Consider the following 20,292-nt stretch of genomic DNA (forward strand, 5'->3'; position numbering starts at 1 on the left):
TTTTAAGCAAATTTTAAGAGTCACGAATTAATCTGCTAAATCTAAAATCTATACTGGATAGGGCATATAAGGGCAGACAGATAAAGCCTTTCAACAAACTGCCATATAACTGATAACCTTCTGTGTAAGCAAATGCCAGCCGCTACAAACTTTTTTCGCGTTGATGATTTACTCGTGCAGATTTACAACTCTGAAGTCGAAATGGCGCAGGATGTTGCCGAAATCGCGCAAAAGCATTTACAGCAAGTTCTTAATCTTCAGGATACAGCTGCTGTATTGTTAGCAACAGGTAATTCCCAACTCAAATTTCTCGATGCTTTGATTGCATTGGGTGGTGTAGATTGGTCACGGATTATTCTATTCCATCTAGATGAATATTTAGGAATTACTGCTGATCATTCTGCCAGTTTTCGCCGCTATATGCGAGAACGTGTAGAAAAGCGGGTTAATCCTAAGCAATTTCATTATATAGAAGGTGATGCATTGCAACCAGTGGCAGAGTGCGATCGCTACACTAAACTATTGCAAGCACAACCAATTGACTTATGCTGTCTCGGTATTGGCGAAAATGGACATTTGGCTTTTAACGATCCAGCAGTCGTAAATTTTCAAGACCCTTACAGTGTGAAACTAGTCAAATTAGATACGGTAAACCGTCAGCAACAAGTAAGTACAGGTCACTTTCCGAATCTAGAAACTGTTCCACAATATGCTTTTACTGTCACCATCTCAATGATTTGTTCAGCTAAAAAAATTATCTGTCTTGCTCCAGAAAAACGTAAAGCGAATGTGGTAAAACAAATGTTGCAGGGGTCTATAAGTACAAATTGTCCGGCTTCTATTCTCCGTCAACAATCCCAAGCAAGGTTATTTTTGGATGTTAATTCTGCTAGTTTGCTGTCGTGAAATCTGAAATATCGGTGTGTCCACGAAAACCTAACCCCCTAACCCCCTTCCCGACACGGAATGGGGAAAATTCAAAGTCTCTCTCCTAAAAGGAGAGAGATTTAGAGAGAGGTTTTTCAGATACCGTGAAAAGTCAGGTGTGCCCTTGAGATGCGATGCCTACGGCGGGCTACGCCTACGCAAAAAAATTCTGTTACCAAAATTGTTACGAGGGCGTTGTGGTTTGGTAGTTACTTTATGATGATATACAGTTAAGCTCCTTACACCACACGGAAAACCGGGAAACATAGTGTTTAACGGTTTTTTCCTTTTTTGTACAGTGACAAATTTTTTGTCGTTTAAGAACTGTGCGATCGCATTCACGATGTTGTTTAAAAAGTCTACCGTTGTACCAATATTTCTCCTAGACATCCTTAAAAAGTGAGCAATAACCTTCTCATTTTCTTTTTAACAGATATTTGTGCAAACAAAGTTAATTACGTCTGCAAGTCCAGACTGAGTTTTCAAATTAGTAAAAATAAAAGGTTTATCGCCGCGCATTTTTTTAGCGTCTCGTTCCATCACATTTAAATCTGCACCAACATAAGGTGCTAAATCAGTTTTGTTAATCACCAATAAATCAGACTTAGTAATGCCGGGGCCACCTTTGCGGGGAATTTTATCGCCTGCTGCAACATCTATGACGTAAATTGTTAAATCCACCAATTCTGGACTAAAGGTAGCAGCCAAATTATCACCACCACTTTCCAAAAATACCAAATTCAAATCAAGAAAACGTTCCTCTAACTGTTCAATTGCCGCCAAATTCATTGAAGCATCTTCGCGGATAGCTGTGTGAGGACAACCACCAGTTTCTACACCCAAAATGCGATCGCTAGCCAACGCCTGAGAACGCACTAAAAACTGGGCATCTTCTTGAGTATAAATATCATTTGTCACCACTGCAATTTGATACTGCTCACGCAGCCCCTTACACAAAGCATCCACCAAAGCTGTCTTCCCCGAACCCACTGGCCCAGCAACCCCTACTCGAAATGCATTCATTGTTATTTGTCCTTTGTCCTTTGTCCTTTGTTAGTTGTCACTTTTCCTTGGTACAGGTTATTAGTTCTTAGTTTTTGACCAATGACAAATGACCAATGACTAACTTCTAAACAATCTTGTATATTGCGTTTCATGCTGCATACTTGCTAGTGATAAACCCCAACTACAACAGGCGAGTTGATCGTCTTCCAACGCTAAAATTTCTAACGCCGCAGCAATGAGTAATGGCTGCAAATCTAGCAATAACTGCTGTCCTGCTGTTTGTCCAAGGGGGATAAGTTTCACGCCAGCAGTAATTAAGTTACTTGCCCAACTATGCAGATATCCGAGTAATCCGGCTTGGATACTGATTTGCCAATGGGCAACGGCAATGCCAAAAGCGATCGCATAATTGCAAGGATTGCCTACAGCATTAGCAATAGGTATAATCTGCGGCTCTAGTTTACCAAGTAATTGGATGAGCGATCGCCCCATCTGCCAACTAGAGGCGCGTAACTCTTCTGTTTCTCTGGCTGCGGATAACCACAGATTCCAACGGGATATGGACTCAACATCACTTATTTTTGCCGCTTGTTGCGATCGTACCATCACCGCCGCCTCCAACCGAATTGCCCCATAGAGCAACTCCGCTTCTAGCCAATGTTTGAGATGTGACTGGCTAGCGATCGTACCATTTTCCACTAGCATTTCTAAGCCTTCAGAATAGCTATATGCTCCTACAGGCAAAGCAGGGCTAGCCAACTGCAAAATACTTAAAAAATGGCTATCAGTGAGCATGATGGTGTTGTCCATAAGCTCCCAATTCTGGCTGAAACGGTGAAATTTCCTCTTTAACTTCTAACCCCAGTTGTTCCAACATTGTGCGTAAAACAGAATCTGAGGACAAGCGTAAATAAGTCGGAGTAATTTCTACAGGGACATGGCGATTTCCCAAATGGTATGCCGCCCGTAATAACAAAAGCGGTGTTTGGGCAAAGGCAGTCAGCACTACTTCTGGTTTGGCGGTAATTCTGATTAAACTGCTATGGGTTTCTTCTTGAAGAATATCGCCATCGTGTAAAACACTTCCTCTGGGTAAATGTAAAAACACAACTTTACCAGCTTCCGTTTCAAAACGATGACGACTGCGGGTGCGTTCTTCTGCTGTCAACGCCAGAGTAAAAGCGACTGTAGCATCGGGGTTAGGTGGTTTAAGTTGGGTAAATGTCAGCATAAAGAACTTGCAGTTAAAAAATATCCCATCGTAGGGGTACAAGTCCTTGCGCCCCTACTTAGTATATTTCAAATCTCGTTTCCAGCCTCTGGGCTGGAAATGCTGCTCCTGGTGGCTCTGCCATCAGCAAGAGAGGCGGAGCGTCTAGGACGGACGGCATTCCCAGCCGGAGACTGGGAACGATACAAAATAATTATGCAATAGGTCTAATAAAAATTACGGTCTGCGATGCAAAGAACTCTTGATGAAAAGAAAATTCACTTTTTAATGGCATTGTTGCGGAATAGCCATTTTTGCTTTTGTAGCTTTATCCAGACGGGATACAGAAGATAAAAGGAAAACAAGTGGTAAGTAACAAAGACGTAATTGTTGAATCTAGTATTAAAACAGCTGGTAGTCTATTAAGCGGAGCAGCTCTAAGTGCTACTACTGGAGCAATCGGTAGTGCAGCATCTTCAGTGGCAGTGCAAGGATTTGTTGCTGCTACAGTGTTACCAGGTATCCAGGCTGCCACAGGAGTAGCTGTAGCAGCACCAACTTTACTAGGTGGTCTAGCTGCTGCAACAGGTAGTGTACCTATTTTATTCACTATCGCAAACGTAGCAGTAGCTGTTACACCAGTAGGAGCGGTCATAGCTTCGGCAGTAGGTGGGTGTCTCTTGTACAAATTTGTAAAAATAATTTTCTTTCAGAGAATTAGTTAGCAAATTTAATACACACTCAACTACCAACTTTAGAACGGGATATCATCTGGATCTGGTTCTTCCTGTTTCACTGCTGGATAAGTGGGTTGGGGTATGGGTTCGTAACTTGTTGCTTGGGGAGTAACAGCAACAGGATTTGTCGCTGGGGTAGGCGCTGGACGTGGTGACTCGTAACTGGGAACGTCTTTTTGTGCAGGACGAGATGCTGATGGTTGTCGTGGAGTAGTTTCAGTGAATGATGGAGTTACGGTTGCTGAGGGCAACGGATCGCTATTAAAACTGCCTCCAACAGGTTGAATTTGTTGCACCGTCAATTCAGCGCGTTTTTCTTTAAAACCTTCCATCGGAACAGTATTCATGCCTAAACGTCCTACCAGGATGACGCGATCGCCTTGGTGGTAGTTTTGCTGAATTTCTGTCGCTAAATTCCCCCAGCCGACAACTTTCAAGGTGGCTGGCGGGTCTTCTGGTTTTAGGGAATTGGGAAACTGCACCAGCATTTCCGTAACTCCCAAATTATCGGCTGTATAGCGGAGTTGCGGCTCGTTAATAATTTCCGCCATCAAAACGCAGCTGTTCATTAAAATTACTCCTGACTGCAAAAAGTACTGATTGAAAAAGAGAGGGTTTTTCTATGTAGTGCCAATTAATATCTAGATATGTTTAATTGTTTGCATTTTTTAATAATGCCTGAGTTTTTAGTTATTTCTAGCATAAAAGCCAAGCGAGCGCTTTGAACAGCATTGAATATGCCGCCTGTCACCCTCGCTTGACTAAATGAGCATTGGATTCTGCATTTGAGTAGTATAATTGTACCATCCATTAGTTAAATAGAAAAAATTTTTGCCAAAAATTAAGTCTTGACGCGAACTGGAAAAACACCCCAAACCAATCAACCTGGCTGGAAGGTCGCGCAAGATGGGTAAGCGCAAAAACCCAGGTGGTACAAAGGTGCGATTTGAGGTGAGAACTGGGGCAAATACCCGTTTTTGGATAAAAGTTTGAAACGCCTGAATGATGCGTGTGGGTAACTCGCGTTGACGTTGTACTTTTGCTAAGTCGCTAAGTTGTACTTGTCCGTTTTTGAGCGGTTTGCTGAGTACATTCGCTGCGACGACAGCATCTTGAATGGCGTAGTTAATGCCAACTCCACCAATGGGGGACATTATATGGGCAGCATCACCAATAAGTAACAGTCCTGAACGATACCAGCGCTTGACACGGCTGGATTCGACTGAAAGAAAAGCTATTTGTGACCAATCATGTAAATTCTGGATGCGTTGCTCAAATTCTGGCACTACTTCCACAACAGATTTTTTTAATTGCTCTAAACCCGCAGCCCGCAGTTGTTGATAGTCTCCCTTGGGGATGACATAGGCAACTTGCCACTCATCGCCACGGTCAAGCATAGCAATAATTTTACCTTTACCAAAGCGCCCCATTCCCCCTTCAGGGTCTTCTGGCTGACGGGGTAGGCGGAACCAGAGGACATCCATTGGTGGCGAGGTTTCGATGGATTCAAACTCACCCAGGTGGCGTAAACGTGAGTGCCGACCATCTGCACCAACTGTTAGGATTGCTCGGATTTCATGCCAGCCACCGCCTCCCCGATAGCGGACACCTTGAATTTCGCCATTTTCGGCGATTAATTCTTGCACATTTGCACCCATTACCAGATGGAAACTTGGATATTTTTGTGCTTCTTGGGTGATGAACTCTAGAAATTTCACCTGGGGAAGCATTGTAATGTAAGGGTAGCGAGTTTTTAGGTGACTAAAATCTGCCAAAGTGACAGTATCTTCAGGAGTTTTAAACCTAATTTGGCGCATTTTGGCATGGGGGAGTTCTAGCAAGCGATCGCTAAGTCCCAATTCTTCCATAATTTCCATCACCGATGGATGAATCGTATCGCCGCGAAAGTCACGATTGAAGTCTTTGTGTGCTTCTAGCAGCATCACAGAAATGCCTTGACGCGCTAACAACAGCGCTAATACTGCTCCTGCTGGCCCCCCACCCACAATGCAACAATCTGTGGCCTGTACGTCTACAATGTCATGGACAGGGTTAATACTTGGATCTGGGGAAAGATTTTGAGGTAGATCGGTAGTCATAACAACACCTCCTGACAGCCCTAAAATCTAGCGTAGTTTGCTTTTGATGGTGCAAGCTGTTTTTTTAACTTTTCGTATTTACATAGAACGTATATTATGATTGGCGCTAAACTGTCATTGGTCATTGGTCATTAGTCATTGTGTCCCAAGTTGTTTTAGAAAACGTTTATAAAAGTTTTTCCCCGCGTAAAGGGGAAGGTGTTACCTCACAAAGCCAATCTTCCCTTACATCTGGGGAGAAAATCGATGCAGCGCAAGAACGTGCAGGAAGTGTCAACGTTTTGCGGCGGATTAACCTGACGATCGCAGATGGCGAGTTTATGGTGCTGGTAGGCCCTTCTGGTTGTGGTAAAAGCACCTTGCTGCGATTAATCGCTGGGTTAGAAGTGATGACTGGCGGTAATATCTGGATAGGCGATCGCTTAATCAATGACCTGCCACCCAAGGAACGCGACATCGCAATGGTGTTCCAAAATTACGCCCTTTATCCTCACATGACGGTGTATGACAACATTGCTTTTGGGTTACGGCGTAGGGAAAGCAGAGGAGCAGAGGAGCAGGGGAGCAGAGGAGAAAATACTTCCTCGTCTCAATATCTTTGGGCGTGGGCAGAAAATCTTTTTGTGGGTGCGACAAAAAAGTTACCTAAAGGACTCCGTTATATTTCTGACAAAGAACGAGCGGTAAATGAGCAGGTGCGTAGTGTTGCTCAACTGTTGCAAATCGAAACATTGTTGAATCGTTTACCCAAACAGCTATCTGGGGGACAAAGACAACGGGTTGCATTGGGACGAGCGATCGCACGTGACCCCCAAGTATTCTTAATGGATGAGCCGCTTTCTAACTTAGATGCCAAACTACGGGCGGAAACCCGCGCTCAAATTGTCAAATTGCAGCGCCAACTGGGGACAACGACAATTTACGTTACCCATGATCAAACAGAAGCGATGACGATGGGTGATCGCATTGCAATTATGTCTGAGGGTAAAATTCAGCAAGTCGCTTCTCCCCTAGAACTTTACAACCGTCCTGCTAACCTTTTTGTAGCAGAATTCATTGGTTCACCACCGATGAATTTTATTCCTGTAGAATTTCATGCCCCGCAGTTGATTACTCATTCCCAGTTGCGTTTCACCCTGCCAGAAGTTTGGGGAAAAGCTTTACAAAAATATGATGGGAAAACTTTAATTTTAGGCATTCGTCCAGAACACTTTAACTTGAGTATGCCTGCAACCAAAAATTTACCCGTGCAAGTAGATTTGGTAGAGAATTTAGGTAACGATTCTTTCTTATCTGTTAGGATTGCCGAACCTGGTTCTCAACCTGCTAATACAGCCAATTCCCTACAAGTGCGAATACCGCCAGACAGATTTGTACAACCTGGAGAGCAACTATGGTTATCGCTAACTCCAGAGAAAATTCACTTTTTTGATCCGGAAACTGAGTTAGCAATATTTGCCTAGAATTAATCAATAAAAAAACACAAATTTACCAAATTTTGAATTTTGGATAGACACTATTTTTTTGTGAGGCTGCACTAAACGCTTTTAAATCATACCAATTTAATGTGAAGTTGCACATATTTTCATCCCCCTAAATCCCCCTTAAAAAGGGGGACTTTGATTCTGGTTCCCCCCTTAAAAAGGGGGGAAAGGGGGGATCTCAAAATGCCTAAAGTCACAGCGAAACACTTTTCAAACAACCTCTAAGGCAAGAGACGCGATGAATCGCCGTCTCTACAATAATCTAAAATCTAAAATCTAAAATCCAAAATTGTATGACCTATTCCCCATAATGTGTGCCTGCTACTTTCCCTCGAAACACAATGTAATTGTAGATGTTATAGAACAACATAATGGGAATAAGAAATCCAATGAAAATAATCATGAACACTAACGCGCTAGGTGCTGCGGCTGCCTGATAAATTGTGATACTTGGGGGAATAATATAGGGAAAAACAACTAATCCTAACCCTACAAAGGTAAGTAGAAAAAGCAGCACTGTCCAAACGAGGGGAGTAGTTTCTGCTTTGCGGTTTAGGCTTTGAATCAATAACCAAATCAGCAGCACACCTAGCACTGGAATGAGTGCAAATAGATAAACTTCTGGCTGATGAAATAACTTTGCTCTGGCATTTTCATATACAACAGGGGTAGCAATCGTGATAAAAATTGCACCTAAGAGCGTTGTCCAGGCAGCGAGTTTGGCTGTGCGGTAATGGGACGTTTGCAGTTCTCCCTCAGTTTTTAAGATGAGATAGGTGGAGCCAATCAATACATAACCCTGGATCAATGTCAAGGCAACCAAGAGCGATCGCCAATCGAACCAATCCCACATACCGCCGATAAAGTGACCCGCTTCATCCACCTTGATGCCTTCCAAAATCGTGCCCAAGGCGAATCCTTGAAATAGCGCCGCCATGAAACTACCGACTCCAAACGCCACATTCCAAAACACTTTGTTTGTAGAATGCTCTCGAAACTCAAAGGCCACAGCCCGAAAAATCAAGCCAAAGATCATCCCAAAAATGGGAATGTAGAGCGCATTTAAAATAGTGCCATAAGCAAGAGGAAATGCCCCAAACAAACGCACCCCCCATCAACACCAACCAGGTTTCATTGGCATCCCAAACATTACCCAAACTCGTCATTAAGATGTCGCGTCGATCGTCATTAGAACTTGTTAGTGATAGGATGCCTACGCCTAGATCAAACCCATCTAACATGACGTAGAGAAATAAAAACAGAGCCAAAATGACAAACCAAACTTGCGCTAAAAAGTGTTCCAGATTCTCCATACAGTTACCTATTGATTTACCATACTCAGCACTCTTCATTGCGAATTGCGAATTACGAATTACGAATTGCGAATTGCGAATTGCGAATTGATTTCATTGCTCTGCTTCTACAGGACGTTGATCTGGGACAAATTTAGCCGGAGTAGTTTCTACACCAGGTTGGGTGTCAATACCTGGAACCGGAAGCTCCAGATTGGGGCCTTGACGAATTATCCGACTACCAAAGAATAAGGCACAAATAAACAGGGTTGTATAAATTCCAGCAAAAATCACCAGGGATGTTAAAACCTCACTAGCAGGTAGGTGAGAGGCTCCGTCTGCCGTGCGAATTTGCCCATAAACGATCCAGGGTTGCCGCCCAACACAACGCACAATCCAGCCCGATTCGACAGCAATGTAGCCCAATGGAGCCGCCAGAATCCAGATTCGCAGTAGCCATTTCTGCCCGGCGATCGCTTCTGGTGAAAGTTTGCCCCGCAACCATTGAATCACACTGATACCCATCAATCCAGCCAAGAAGAAGCCAATACCGCTCATAATACGGAAGGCATAATAAATCAAACCTACCATCCGGGGGCGATCTTCAGGTTTCCAATGTTTCAGTCCGAGAACGGGTTTAGAGAGGTTCTGTTTGAATTCCAAAATGTAGCCTAAGCCGTTGGGAATTGAGATTTCCCAATCATTTTGCTCAGTCTTATTATTGGGTAATGCCACCACACTCCAAGGCGCAGGTTGTCCTGCTGGACTAGTTTCCCACTTCGCTTCCATTGCCGCGAGTTTGGTAGGTTGATAATCAGCTACTTGCTCGGCGCTGAGGTGTCCGACGTAGATTTGTAATGGGGTGACAGCGATCGCAGTTGCTAAGACAATTTTAAGCGATCGCGCAAAGAAAGCCTGATGACGATTGTTGAGAATATACCAAGCGCTAATTCCCCCAATCACAAACAGAGAGGTTTCCAGCGTCGCTAAAAACATGTGTGACACGCTGTTGAGCATGAAAGGATTTAAAATTGCCTGAAAGTAATCATCGACAACAAACTTCCCGTTCACCATTTCTCCGCCTGCCGGGGTCTGCAACCAAGAGTTTGCAGCTAAAATCCAGAAGGTAGATAGGTTTGCACCAAAGGCAACCATAATCGTGGCAAAATAGTGAATCACTGGGTTTACTCGTTCCCAGCCAAACAGCATAATCCCCAGAAATCCAGCTTCGAGCATGAATGCCATCGAAGCCTCAAAGCCTAAAATGCTGCCAAAAAAGTCGCCTACCGCTTCGGAAAACGGTGCCCAGTTCGTGCCAAATTGAAACTCCATCGGCAAACCGGATGCTACACCAATGCCGAAGTTCAACACATATAACTTTGCCCAGAAACGAGCATGGTAGTAGTAATCGGGATTGCGTGTTTTGAGCCATATTCCTTCGACGATGACCAGATAAATCCCCATCCCAGTGGTGAGAACAGGCCATAGCATGTGAAAGATCGCCGTCAGTGCAAACTGCATCCGTGAGAGGGCAACGGTGTCCGAGAGAAAATCCATGAACTAACCTCTGAATTCGTTTAAATCTTTACTTGCACAGCATCTTTGGGTTATAGCCGAATGCATTAAAGATACCACTGAGAAACAAAAGAGGAGTACAAAAATTTTGTCCGTTGTAACTGAGTCTGCCTACACGACCATTTTGTGAGATTTTTTGACCTGAAAGCCTGTCTAGAAACAGCTTTTACATATTGTCTCATTGCCTCGTTCCCAGTCGGAGACTGGGAATGCCATCTTAGAAGCTCCGCCTCCTTTGCTGGCGGCAGAGCCGCTTTTTGAGTTGCATTTCCAGCCCAGAGGCTGGAAACGATATTTGACAAAGCTTTTAGCTTAAGTTGACACCAATGGGCAGTGCCGTGCCCCTACACCTCGTGATGTAATGTTGTACTACATCTGAATGGGAACCGCTATAATACGACTTTGAAGTACCTCAAAACGACTTTGAAGTACCTCAAAGCGACTTTGGAGTACCTCAAAACGACTTTGAAGTACCTCAACACGACTTTGGAGTACCTCAACACGACTTTGAAGTACCTCAACACGACTTTGAAGTACCTCAACACGACTTTGAAGTACCTCAACACGACTTTGGAGTACCTCAACACGACTTTGGAGTACCTCAAAACGACTTCGAGGTATCGCCTTTATTTTCGAGAACACCTAACTGAATGATTACATCTAGCTGGAAAGAATAAACCATCAATAATTAGTGGAAAATGATTAGCGATCGCACTCTCAAAGTTACTAATTTGTAGAACTGCTAAAAGATAGTGCAGATGCTTCTACTAAATGTAGATTGTGGCGTTTCCAAAAACTCAAAATTTGTTCGCCAACCTGTTGAGGATAGAAGTAATGAAAAAAATGGTATCCTTCTGGGCATTCCCAGAGTTTATCTTCTGGCTTCAACCAATTTAACCAGTCATGCAATACAGTTGAGTTGACTACCGGATCAGTCTTGCTACCACAGATCATCATTGGCATAGAAACTCCACCCTTGGGTAAATAAACCAACTTAAATAAAGAGTGTGATGTGGGAGATTGTTCTAAATCTTTATCTAAGGCAGCTACTAACTTTTTAGTAGTATGAGGTGGTTGATTTCCAAATAGACTGCGAACGCTGCTTGCTAAAACTAGCTCACGGCTAATGCTAAAAAGTTGTCGTTGAAAGTAATAGTGAGCTTGCCAATTGTTTGCAGGTTGAGCAGCTACAGCCAGCAGAGTGAGCGATCGCACTTTTTGCGGAAATCGCCGCGCAAAGCTTAAAGCGATCGCACCACCCATCCCATGACCGGCTAAATGCATGGGGCGATCGTGCCATTCTAAAAACTTATATAGCAACTCTACAGCTTGATCTATGGAACTGGCTTCATCTTTGGTTTGCTGGTATTCCCACTGGGCGATTCTCATATACCCAGATAAATATTCAAGTAATGGTTTATCGAAACGCTTCAAAACAGGACTGGCATTTAACCACAGAACATCAAATGAATCAGACATAAATACCTATAACTTCTAAATTATCAATTTCAGATGTGCTACCCTACTCATGCCGAATTTTTTCAGCATCAGATTCAGTGTTACCAGTTTGAGTACCGTAGAACAGACTAGTTTTTTTCGACATATTTTTACCTGATATATGGATTTGCGTTAGCGAAGCTCACCGAAGGTATCGCCAAAATACCTATTTGCCTTGTTGAAATATATTTTTGCTTAATGAATATCTATCTCAATAAGTCTGAAGATATCCTACCAGAATTATTGAAAGCTTTTATCATTTAGTTTAAGTTAAATTTTGTAAAGGATTTTAGGAAACAAACCGAGAAGGCAGGTGGCGCTTCATTCCATCCCTACTTTTTGTAAGTAGCTTACGATATGCTCACACAATATTCAGAATTATTACTGGTTTCAAAACATACATGGGCAGAAGAAGCTAGAGAAAGTAAATTTTTGTACATTTATGAAATTCATCCAAACGCTAAAAGTAGCTGTAATTCCTGTTTTGACTGTGTTGAGCTTGTTGTCTGCATCAAATAAAGCACTAGCTGACTATTTAACTAGTCAGGGTTCAGGAGGTAATTCCCGTTACGAATTATGGTCTACTGATGATAATAGTTATTACTATTTGAAAATCTGGTCATCTGAAGCAAGTCCAAATAGTGAAGCATACTACACAAGTAGAGCATTCACCTCTACTGGGGAAGCTTTAATTTATTTTGATTGCAACTACGCTGGTAAGAATTTACCTGAATGTCAGAATGTTCAATAATAATTTTTAACCCTTCTCAAAGCAGCTTGGGAGGGTTAGCCATAGGAATTATATTTAATTTGTGAAAATTTGCAGTGTCCAGATCCCCAACTTATTTAAGAAGTCGGGAATCTAACTTTTCACGAATAATTTATGAAGATTTTTTCTTTGGTAGTATTTTAAATTGAATAATTTATAAATCTAAATTACCTATTTTTAATATTTTGAGTAAACTACAGACATAAAAGTGAAAGCCTACTCACGCATTTCTCACAAGCTCAAGGCGTTTGATGGAGCAGAAGAGAAGTAATGAGTAATGAGTAAAAACTTATTACTTATTACTTATTACTTATTACTTATTACTTATTACTTATTACTTCTCCCCGGCACTTGCACAGGCTTTAAGAGGTGTGGTGAGAAATCCGGGTACTTTCCTTCTGATAATTGGGCTGATGGTCAAGATAATTCGTAGTTCGTAATTAAAAAATTAAATTACGAATTACGAATTACGAATTACACTTCGGCTGGTTGATATTCTTGTTGTCTTTCCACAAAAGTCTGAACACGGGTGCGGTAGTTTCTCACAGTCTCATCTACCCATTCGCGATCGTTGCTATTTGCATACAAATGCACCAGTGGTTCGCTAGCATCTGGTAAAACTAACAGCCAACTGTCATCGTAGGGTTGACAAATTTTCACTCCATCAATGAGTTCTAGGTTTTGGGCGTGGGTGAGTTTCCACCAAGGTAACGCATCAAAGCACCTTTGGCAGTCCACGGGCAGCGTATTGTATAAGTTTTGTGAATTACACGGGGCAATTCCGATCGCGCCAGCAGCGAGCGATCGCTCCTGTATAGTCAACATCTCAATTATCTTCGCAATGCAGAACATAGCATCAAATCCCGGATGCAGTTGCGGGAAAATAAAACCAGTCTCTCCACTACCTCCCAACACCACATTAGAGTTTTTCTGACAAGCTTCCATTAAAGCTGTCGGGTTAGCTTTGGTGCGAATCACTCTGCCATCATGACGACGGGCGACTTGTTCAATAGCACTGGAAGCATGAACTGGTACAACTACAGTTCCTCTGGGGTTAGCCGTTAGAATCATGTCTACCATCAGTGCAGTTAAAGTTTCTCCGCGAATTGGGTAGCCGGATTCATCAACTAAAATTAGTTGTTCTCCATTAGCGGATACTTGCACACCAAAGTTAGCTTTTAATGCCTCCACTACATGACCTAACTGAGTCAGCAGTCCTTCGCGATCGGTGATTGACATTGCCGATTTATTGACACTAGCATTCAATACGACTGCATCAGCACCAAATTTATCCAACATTTGGGGTAGAACTGCCCCCGATACGGCATAAACATAGTCAATTACTACTTTTGCGCGACTGTTGCGGAGTGTATGAACATGCAATAATTTCTCAAAAGCAGTGCAGTAGCGATCCATGACTTGGCTAGGATAAGACACATCGCCAATTTCATGAATTAGCGCCCGCCGCATATCCTCCTTAAAGTAAGCCCCTTCAATTTTCTTTTCCAGGGCTTTGGTGATATTAATGCCTTTGGCATCCATGAATTCAACCAAAATGTAATCAGGGCGGTCGGGGTGTACCCGCACATGAATACCACCAGCTACCGACATTGTGGGTATAACGGTGCGGGCAATGGGAATAGCTGTAGCATCAAGGTTTTGAATATCAATACCTACTGACATTAAACCAGCAATGAGCGATCGCGTCACCATTCGAGAGACATTACGCTGGTCACGGGAAACTGTTACCTTAGATCCTGGTTTCAAGGTAGAACCGTAAGCAGATCCCAATTTCACGGCAAATTCTGGGGTGATGTCGATATTAGCTAATCCTTGCACACCACGTTGCCCAAATAAATTTCGTTGGGCGGTGTTCCCCCAAATTAAGTTAATGTTTAAAACTGCACCTGACTCAATCTTTTTACTGGGCCAAACACGCACACCGGGGCTAATTTGGGCTTCTTCTCCCACCGTAGAAAGCGAACCGACAACAGCAGCTTCTAATACTTGAGCGCGGCGGTCTACACGAGTGCCACGGGAAATAACGCAGGCAGAAAGAGCTACTTCCTCGCCAATAAATGCCCCATTCCAGACTATAGGACGTTTGAGATTTGCATCAGCGCCAATAGTGACATTATCGCCAATTACGGTTCCTGCCTCAATCTGGACTCTTGCACCGATCCGACAATTGTCACCAATCACTACTGGCGTTTCAATCACAGCCGTCTGGTCGATGTAAGTATTTTGACCCACCCATAACTCATGGGAAACTTGTTTGTAGGCATAATCTAATTGCACTTTCCCATCTAAAGCGTCATACTGAGCTTGACGATAAGCATCTAAGTGACCAACATCACACCAGTAACCTTGAGCAATGTAACCATACATTGGCTCATCTTTTGCTAGTAGCAAGGGGAATAAATCTTTAGAAAAGTCACATTCAATGTTTGCTGGCAGATATTCCAAAACTTCTGGTTCAAGAATGTAAGTGCCAGTGTTGACGGTATCGGAAAAAATTTCACTACTAGAGGGCTTTTCTAAAAATCGGCTAATTCGTCCTTCCTGATCGGTAATCACCACTCCAAACTCAATGGGGTTAGGAACCCTGGTCAAAATCAAAGTAGCTTTCGACTTATTTTGTTTGTGAAATGCGATCGCTGCCGTCAGGTCAAAATCTGTTATGCTATCACCGCTAATGACTAAAAAAGTTTTCATCAAGAAGTTCAGCAATATTTTTCACACAGCCTGCTGTACCCAAAGGCTGATCTTCTTCGACGGCATAAGTCATCTGGACACCAAAATCGCTGCCATCTTGAAAATAATCTCGCAAGACATCAGGTAAATAATGCAATGTCGCAATCACTTCTGTAATTTGATGTCGTTTAAGGAGATTAATAATATGTTCGGCAATTGGTCGATTAAGGATCGGCACCATCGGTTTAGGCAGATCGCAAGTTAACGGGCGAAGCCGCGTTCCTGAACCCCCCGCCATTAGTACTGCACGCATAAATCCTCCTTAGCTATTTAACAGCTTTCGCTGCTTTAAGATCGATGAGATATATTTTGTTCTTCCTTCTTTAGTGTCCTATGGATATTCATATTTGAGGAACTTCCACAAGATGCAATATGTATTGGGTATAGGAAAGAGGACTTGGGGAGGCGGGGAAAGATTTGTTGTAAGTTCTCCCTCTACTTCCCCTGCCCTCTTTCCCCCAGTTCCCAGCTTATTGGCAATGATAAAGTTTATATTCGTAGCCGTCTACGCTAGGCATTGATTTAGTATCAGATGTAACGCATGTTTTTACGGCTTCTGCTACAGGGGCGTGAAAGTTTACCAGCCACAAATCAAAAGGTCGTGGTAATTTCTTTAAAGTATTTGCTAGAGCAATAGTAGAAGTATTCGGGTCTTGGCCTTGGTGGGCAAGGAGAAACAGAGGGTTTTGGAGTAAATTGGCAAGTTTAATCTCCCTAGCTACTCCCATCATTTCCCCAGTGTGTATATAAGTTTTGTGGGTGGTAGCAATCAGTACTGGTGTTGAGGATGTTTGTTGAATTAGTTGTACAAACAGGTCAGGGCGATAATATTTTTGATAGCCGAGATTGCAGATTACTGTAACTGCACTGAGAAATCCCATTAACCAAATTAACATCACGGCTTTTTTTTCCGTTTATTCCCCATTTACCTATGCTTTTTATCTCATTTTTCCCTTGTTCTCTTTCCGTCAATTCCTTGGGAGGCTGCCAACAAACCGCGAGACTTGCCCCCAGTAAAACAACGATCGCAGGAAAGTAAACAAAGTTATATCTAGCACCCCTCGTTAGGTCAATACCCAAAAAGTACGTAAAAATAAAGAATAAAGCGATCGCACTGATAACTACTCCAGCAAGCACCTGAATCATAATCCGGTTTTCTGGGTGCTGTAGTTGAATCTTGATTCCACGCAACAAAATTGGTACTGCCCAAATAAAGAAAGTCAGCATCACCACTCCAGAAGGGATCACAACCAATAACTGTGAAGACTCAACTGGTAACAGAGAAATCATAGCAATCAATGTTCCTAAAGCTTGAAAAATTGGGCTTAACCAATCTAGTCCAACGCGCGAACCTCGAATCCATTCGGTCAAAGCACCACGATTTTCATTCTCTAACAAGGTTGGTATCCAAATTAAACCCGCCACACAAGTACCTACAGCAACAGCATAGATGCGCCGCCAGGGAGGAGAAAAGAGGAGAGAAAATTTGTTGCTAGTTTGCAATTGATGCCAAGCAAGAAAAATTAAAACTACAGCTTCTGTGCAGAGGGTGAGGCTGAAGAAGTAATGAGTAGCAAATCCTAAAGCATTAATTCCTACCCATGAAAGTGCTATCCATATAGGTAAAGGTGTGCGGTTTTGAATATGCCGTGTAGCAATTACTAAACAGGTGAGGGAAGCAGTTACCCATAAGGCTGCCAAAGTGTAATGACGCGCTTCTTGTGCTAAAAATACGCCATAAGGTGATACTGCCATCATAGCAGCAGTCAAGTGTCCCACTAATTTTGAGCGAAACGCTACCTTACCTAATACGTAAGCACACGGAATGGAAGCAGCACCGATTATAGCTGGTAGCGATCGCGCCGCAAACAGCGATACTAATCCTCCTTCGCTAGGAAATAATTTCATCCACAAATAAGCCAGCACAAAATACAGTGGTGGATGATTATCTTGCGTAGCTAAGTTATGAACCACATCACCAACAGTAGCGGCTGGGTTTGGTTGCAGTGGTTGCAATAAGATATCAGGTGCGATCGCTTGATCTAGGGGAACTGATAAAAAAGTATTCCCCAAGCTAAACACCAAGGTGGAAAACTCATCAGTCCAAGGAGGCTTCGCAGTCAAGTTGGCTAGGCGTAAACTAATGCCAACAATCAACCATATCAAGTTCAGTAAGGGGTGAAGCCAGGAAGGAGGGAGGCGAACCTGCCAATTATGCCACTGCTGGCGTTTTGAGGTAGAACTTGCATCTACTATGGGCACGAAATGGGCAGCAGATGCAGGGAGCAACGAGATAATTTTTCTGTAAAAATAAAATGCACCTTGGAAAAAAACTCTCATTGCTGGGACTCACACGAATGGATTTGTAGATTTGACCGAAGCATCAAGAATCACCTCGCCTTTAGCTGGTAGTTGTGCCAAGATTAATTTGAGGACTTAAGGCTTGTGACACAATGTTAGGACAATTATTAGACGGACGTTACCAAGTCCTTCAAGTGTTAGGTGGAGGAGGATTCAGTCAAACCTACATTGCCCAAGACACCCACCGACCAGGTTTGCCTAAATGCGTTGTCAAGCATCTTAAGCCCGTGACTCGCAGCCCTGAATTTATCGAAACTGCCAGACGGCTATTTACCAGTGAGGCAGAAACACTAGAACAACTGGGCAACCACGATCAAATCCCTCGGCTTTTAGCCTATTTTGAAGATAACCAAGAGTTTTTCTTGGTGCAAGAGTTCATTGAAGGGCCTACTCTGAAAGCAGAACTGTTCCCCAATCAACCTTGGACAGAAGCAAAAGTAATTCAACTGCTCCAACAGGTGTTGAGTATTCTGCAATTTATTCACAGCCACAATGTTATCCATCGAGATATTAAGCCAGACAATATAATCAGGCGGCAACAAGACGGTAAACTAGTGCTGATTGACTTTGGGGCAGTTAAACAAGTCCAAACTCAACTACTGACAATGCCAGGATATACGGGGGCTACTATTATCATCGGCACCCCAGGATATATGTCTACAGAACAGGGGCAAGGCAAGCCCCGCCCCAATAGCGATATTTATTCTTTGGGTATTATTGGTATTCAATCGCTGACGGGGTTACATCCGATAAACTTTGAAGAAGAGCCAGATACAGGAGAAATTTATTGGCAGCATCAAGCTAATGTCAGTCCTGAGTTGGCATCTGTGCTATCTAAGATGGTTCTACACCACTTCAAACAGCGCTATCAGTCTGCGGCTGAAGTTTTACGGGCGCTTAAGGATCTTGATACTAAAATAGAAGCACAATCACTTCAACCACCATCTTTTACACAACCGTCTCAAGCTTCGTTTTCTCAACAAAACTCAATTGAGTATCCGCATACTTCTATCCTGTCTGCGGAAAATTACACTCGCTTGGAAACAATTCTTTTGGAATTTGTCGGCCCCGTTGCCTCAAGATTACTACGGCAAGTTGCGGCATCATCGTCTAATTTTGAAGAACTAATTAATCAATTAGCCGTTCATCTTCGAGTCAATCAACAAATTGATTTTCAGAAGAAAACAATATTCCTCTTAGAGAAGCCTACTTTCATACAGGAACTTACTGTTAAATCGGAAATTAAGTCAAATAATTTACCTAGTCAAGAACATCAAGTAATCAGCGATAACTTTATACATCAATGCGAACGGGAATTAGCTGATTTAATTGGCCCAATAGCTAAGTTTTTAGTTCCAAAAGCTCTTAAATCTTCTAGACAAATTTCTCGTGCAGAACTTGTAGAAATTTTAGCATCACATATACCCGACCCTCAAAAAGCTTTACAATTTCAGCAGCATCTACTTTCTTAGTTTTTTAAATATTGCGTTTTTCTGTCTGTGAATTCCGAATTGTTAGCTTTGATTATTCAGCATTTCCATAGCTATTTTTAAGCTAGCTTTCATCCGATTAAATGCTTCTGCTAATCCGCCAATTTCATCATTAGAGCTTTCTTCAAATCTGCGCTCATATCACCAACACTAACTTTTTGGGCAATTTTCTCTATTTTTCTGATACGTAAAATTACATACTTTTTGATTAAAAAGTTAATTAAGAAAACTACAATCGCAAAGATTGCAATTAAAAGTCCCATTATCAATACCCAAGTCCGTTTGGCATTGGCAAAAATCTCTTGAGAAGGAACAGAGATTATTTGAGCAGAAACAATCTGATTAAGTTGCCAGCCAAAACCATTTTCTGAGCCATAAGTTGCCAACTGAGTTTTAGGAGCCTGATCTGGTGTAGAATGGCATCGCAAGCATTTTGCTTGTGTAATCTTTAGTGGTCGCGCAATGTAAAAGACTTCTTGTTCTGACAAGTTACGAAACCCTGTAATTTCTAAAGTATTGGGTTCGCTACGAAAACGCTCTACAAGTTGAGTTTCAAATTTATCAGCTTTATCCGCTAAATTAGTTGGATTAAGTGTTGCATCTTTATGAAAAAAGTTTTTATATTCAGACTTTTTCCGAAAATTCTCAAAAACTTCTTTAGAAGAAAAAGTTGGTACTACTTCAGGCATGAATGTTGGGTTAGTTTCTAGTCGAGGTTCTAATAAGGGATTTATCCGATTTTGCGTATAATCTCTAACTGCGTTCACCATTTGGATGAGAATCTGCGCTTGAGAAGTTACTTCATTTTGCGCTCTCCCTTGAAGTACACTGGATAAGGCAACGCCACTTCCCAAAATACTGACGATGAAGACTAATATTAAAAGTAAGTTAAATTTAGCGCCTATTTTTAAGTTTTTTAACGTAATATTGTTCAACATAACTTAACCAACCAAGATGGTATCTGAGCTTGTCTAATATTTATTTATACCTGTTAAAAAGCATCTTAACAAAATTTAAATAAATATTAAATTTTGACTGCAATATAACCTATTTAAGCAGCAGTCAAACTTAATCTGAATCAGTCCTGAAAGT

12 protein-coding genes and 5 pseudogenes are annotated in these 20,292 nt (G+C 42.3%); 5 read left to right on the plus strand and 12 right to left on the minus strand.

Annotated elements, in window-relative coordinates; genetic code table 11:
• Positions 1–132: 132 nt before the first annotated feature.
• On the plus strand, positions 133–906 hold the full coding sequence (locus ANSO36C_RS23290) for a glucosamine-6-phosphate deaminase (RefSeq protein ID WP_251956438.1): 774 nt from the start codon (positions 133–135) through the stop codon (positions 904–906).
• A gap of 447 nt (positions 907–1,353) precedes the next feature.
• Here ANSO36C_RS23290 and ureG read toward each other — a convergent pair whose 3' ends face one another.
• From ureG to ureE, 3 genes are all read right to left on the minus strand, one after another.
• On the minus strand, positions 1,354–1,950 hold the full coding sequence (gene ureG, locus ANSO36C_RS23295) for an urease accessory protein UreG (protein WP_251956439.1): 597 nt from the start codon (positions 1,948–1,950) through the stop codon (positions 1,354–1,356).
• 99 nt (positions 1,951–2,049) lie between these two features.
• The gene (locus ANSO36C_RS23300) at positions 2,050–2,742 is read right to left on the minus strand and encodes an urease accessory protein UreF (protein ID WP_251956440.1); all 693 of its coding nucleotides are present in this window, start codon (positions 2,740–2,742) and stop codon (positions 2,050–2,052) included.
• Positions 2,717–3,163 (minus strand): urease accessory protein UreE, encoded by a 447-nt coding sequence (gene ureE / locus ANSO36C_RS23305; RefSeq protein ID WP_251956441.1) that lies wholly within the window; start codon positions 3,161–3,163, stop codon positions 2,717–2,719. The genes ANSO36C_RS23300 and ureE overlap by 26 nt, the downstream gene beginning before the upstream one ends.
• Before the next feature lie 344 nt (positions 3,164–3,507).
• Here ureE and ANSO36C_RS23310 point away from each other — a divergent pair, with 344 nt between their 5' ends.
• Positions 3,508–3,867, plus strand: a complete 360-nt coding sequence (locus ANSO36C_RS23310; RefSeq protein ID WP_251956442.1) for a hypothetical protein — start codon at positions 3,508–3,510, stop codon at positions 3,865–3,867.
• 29 nt (positions 3,868–3,896) lie between these two features.
• On the opposite strand, the gene ANSO36C_RS23315 is transcribed toward ANSO36C_RS23310, so the two are convergent.
• Both ANSO36C_RS23315 and ANSO36C_RS23320 read right to left on the minus strand, forming a co-directional pair.
• Complete coding sequence (locus ANSO36C_RS23315; RefSeq protein ID WP_251956443.1) at positions 3,897–4,448, minus strand: single-stranded DNA-binding protein; 552 nt, start codon at positions 4,446–4,448, stop codon at positions 3,897–3,899.
• 272 nt (positions 4,449–4,720) lie between these two features.
• A pseudogene (locus ANSO36C_RS23320) lies at positions 4,721–5,978 on the minus strand (FAD-dependent oxidoreductase).
• Positions 5,979–6,118: 140 nt separating this feature from the next.
• Here ANSO36C_RS23320 and ANSO36C_RS23325 point away from each other — a divergent pair.
• On the plus strand, positions 6,119–7,441 hold the full coding sequence (locus tag ANSO36C_RS23325; protein WP_323374487.1) for an ABC transporter ATP-binding protein: 1,323 nt from the start codon (positions 6,119–6,121) through the stop codon (positions 7,439–7,441).
• Between the two features lie 319 nt (positions 7,442–7,760).
• Here the strand turns inward: ANSO36C_RS23325 and cydB are convergent.
• From cydB to ANSO36C_RS23345, 4 genes and pseudogenes are all read right to left on the minus strand, one after another.
• Positions 7,761–8,775, minus strand: a pseudogene (cydB, locus tag ANSO36C_RS23330) (cytochrome d ubiquinol oxidase subunit II).
• 93 nt (positions 8,776–8,868) lie between these two features.
• A complete protein-coding gene (locus ANSO36C_RS23335) occupies positions 8,869–10,311 on the minus strand; it encodes a cytochrome ubiquinol oxidase subunit I (protein ID WP_251956445.1) in 1,443 nt (480 codons plus the stop codon).
• A 387-nt stretch (positions 10,312–10,698) separates the two neighbouring features.
• The gene (locus tag ANSO36C_RS23340; RefSeq protein WP_251956446.1) at positions 10,699–10,971 is read right to left on the minus strand and encodes a hypothetical protein; all 273 of its coding nucleotides are present in this window, start codon (positions 10,969–10,971) and stop codon (positions 10,699–10,701) included.
• 84 nt (positions 10,972–11,055) lie between these two features.
• The gene (locus ANSO36C_RS23345; protein ID WP_251956447.1) at positions 11,056–11,808 is read right to left on the minus strand and encodes an alpha/beta fold hydrolase; all 753 of its coding nucleotides are present in this window, start codon (positions 11,806–11,808) and stop codon (positions 11,056–11,058) included.
• Between the two features lie 460 nt (positions 11,809–12,268).
• Between ANSO36C_RS23345 and ANSO36C_RS23355 the strand changes: the two genes are divergently transcribed.
• Positions 12,269–12,577, plus strand: a complete 309-nt coding sequence (locus ANSO36C_RS23355) for a hypothetical protein (protein WP_251956448.1) — start codon at positions 12,269–12,271, stop codon at positions 12,575–12,577.
• A gap of 492 nt (positions 12,578–13,069) precedes the next feature.
• Here ANSO36C_RS23355 and ANSO36C_RS23360 read toward each other — a convergent pair.
• Positions 13,070–15,602 (minus strand): annotated as a pseudogene (locus tag ANSO36C_RS23360) (sugar phosphate nucleotidyltransferase).
• Between the two features lie 217 nt (positions 15,603–15,819).
• Positions 15,820–17,689, minus strand: a pseudogene (locus ANSO36C_RS23365) (glycosyltransferase family 39 protein).
• Between the two features lie 113 nt (positions 17,690–17,802).
• Here ANSO36C_RS23365 and ANSO36C_RS23370 point away from each other — a divergent pair.
• Positions 17,803–19,182 (plus strand): serine/threonine-protein kinase, encoded by a 1,380-nt coding sequence (locus tag ANSO36C_RS23370; protein ID WP_251956449.1) that lies wholly within the window; start codon positions 17,803–17,805, stop codon positions 19,180–19,182.
• Between the two features lie 42 nt (positions 19,183–19,224).
• Here the strand turns inward: ANSO36C_RS23370 and ANSO36C_RS23375 are convergent.
• Positions 19,225–20,138, minus strand: a pseudogene (locus ANSO36C_RS23375) (c-type heme family protein).
• Positions 20,139–20,292: the final 154 nt, after the last annotated feature.

It is taken from the genome of Nostoc cf. commune SO-36 (assembly GCF_023734775.1).
In the GTDB taxonomy this organism is placed as follows: Bacteria; Cyanobacteriota; Cyanobacteriia; order Cyanobacteriales; family Nostocaceae; genus Nostoc; species Nostoc commune_A.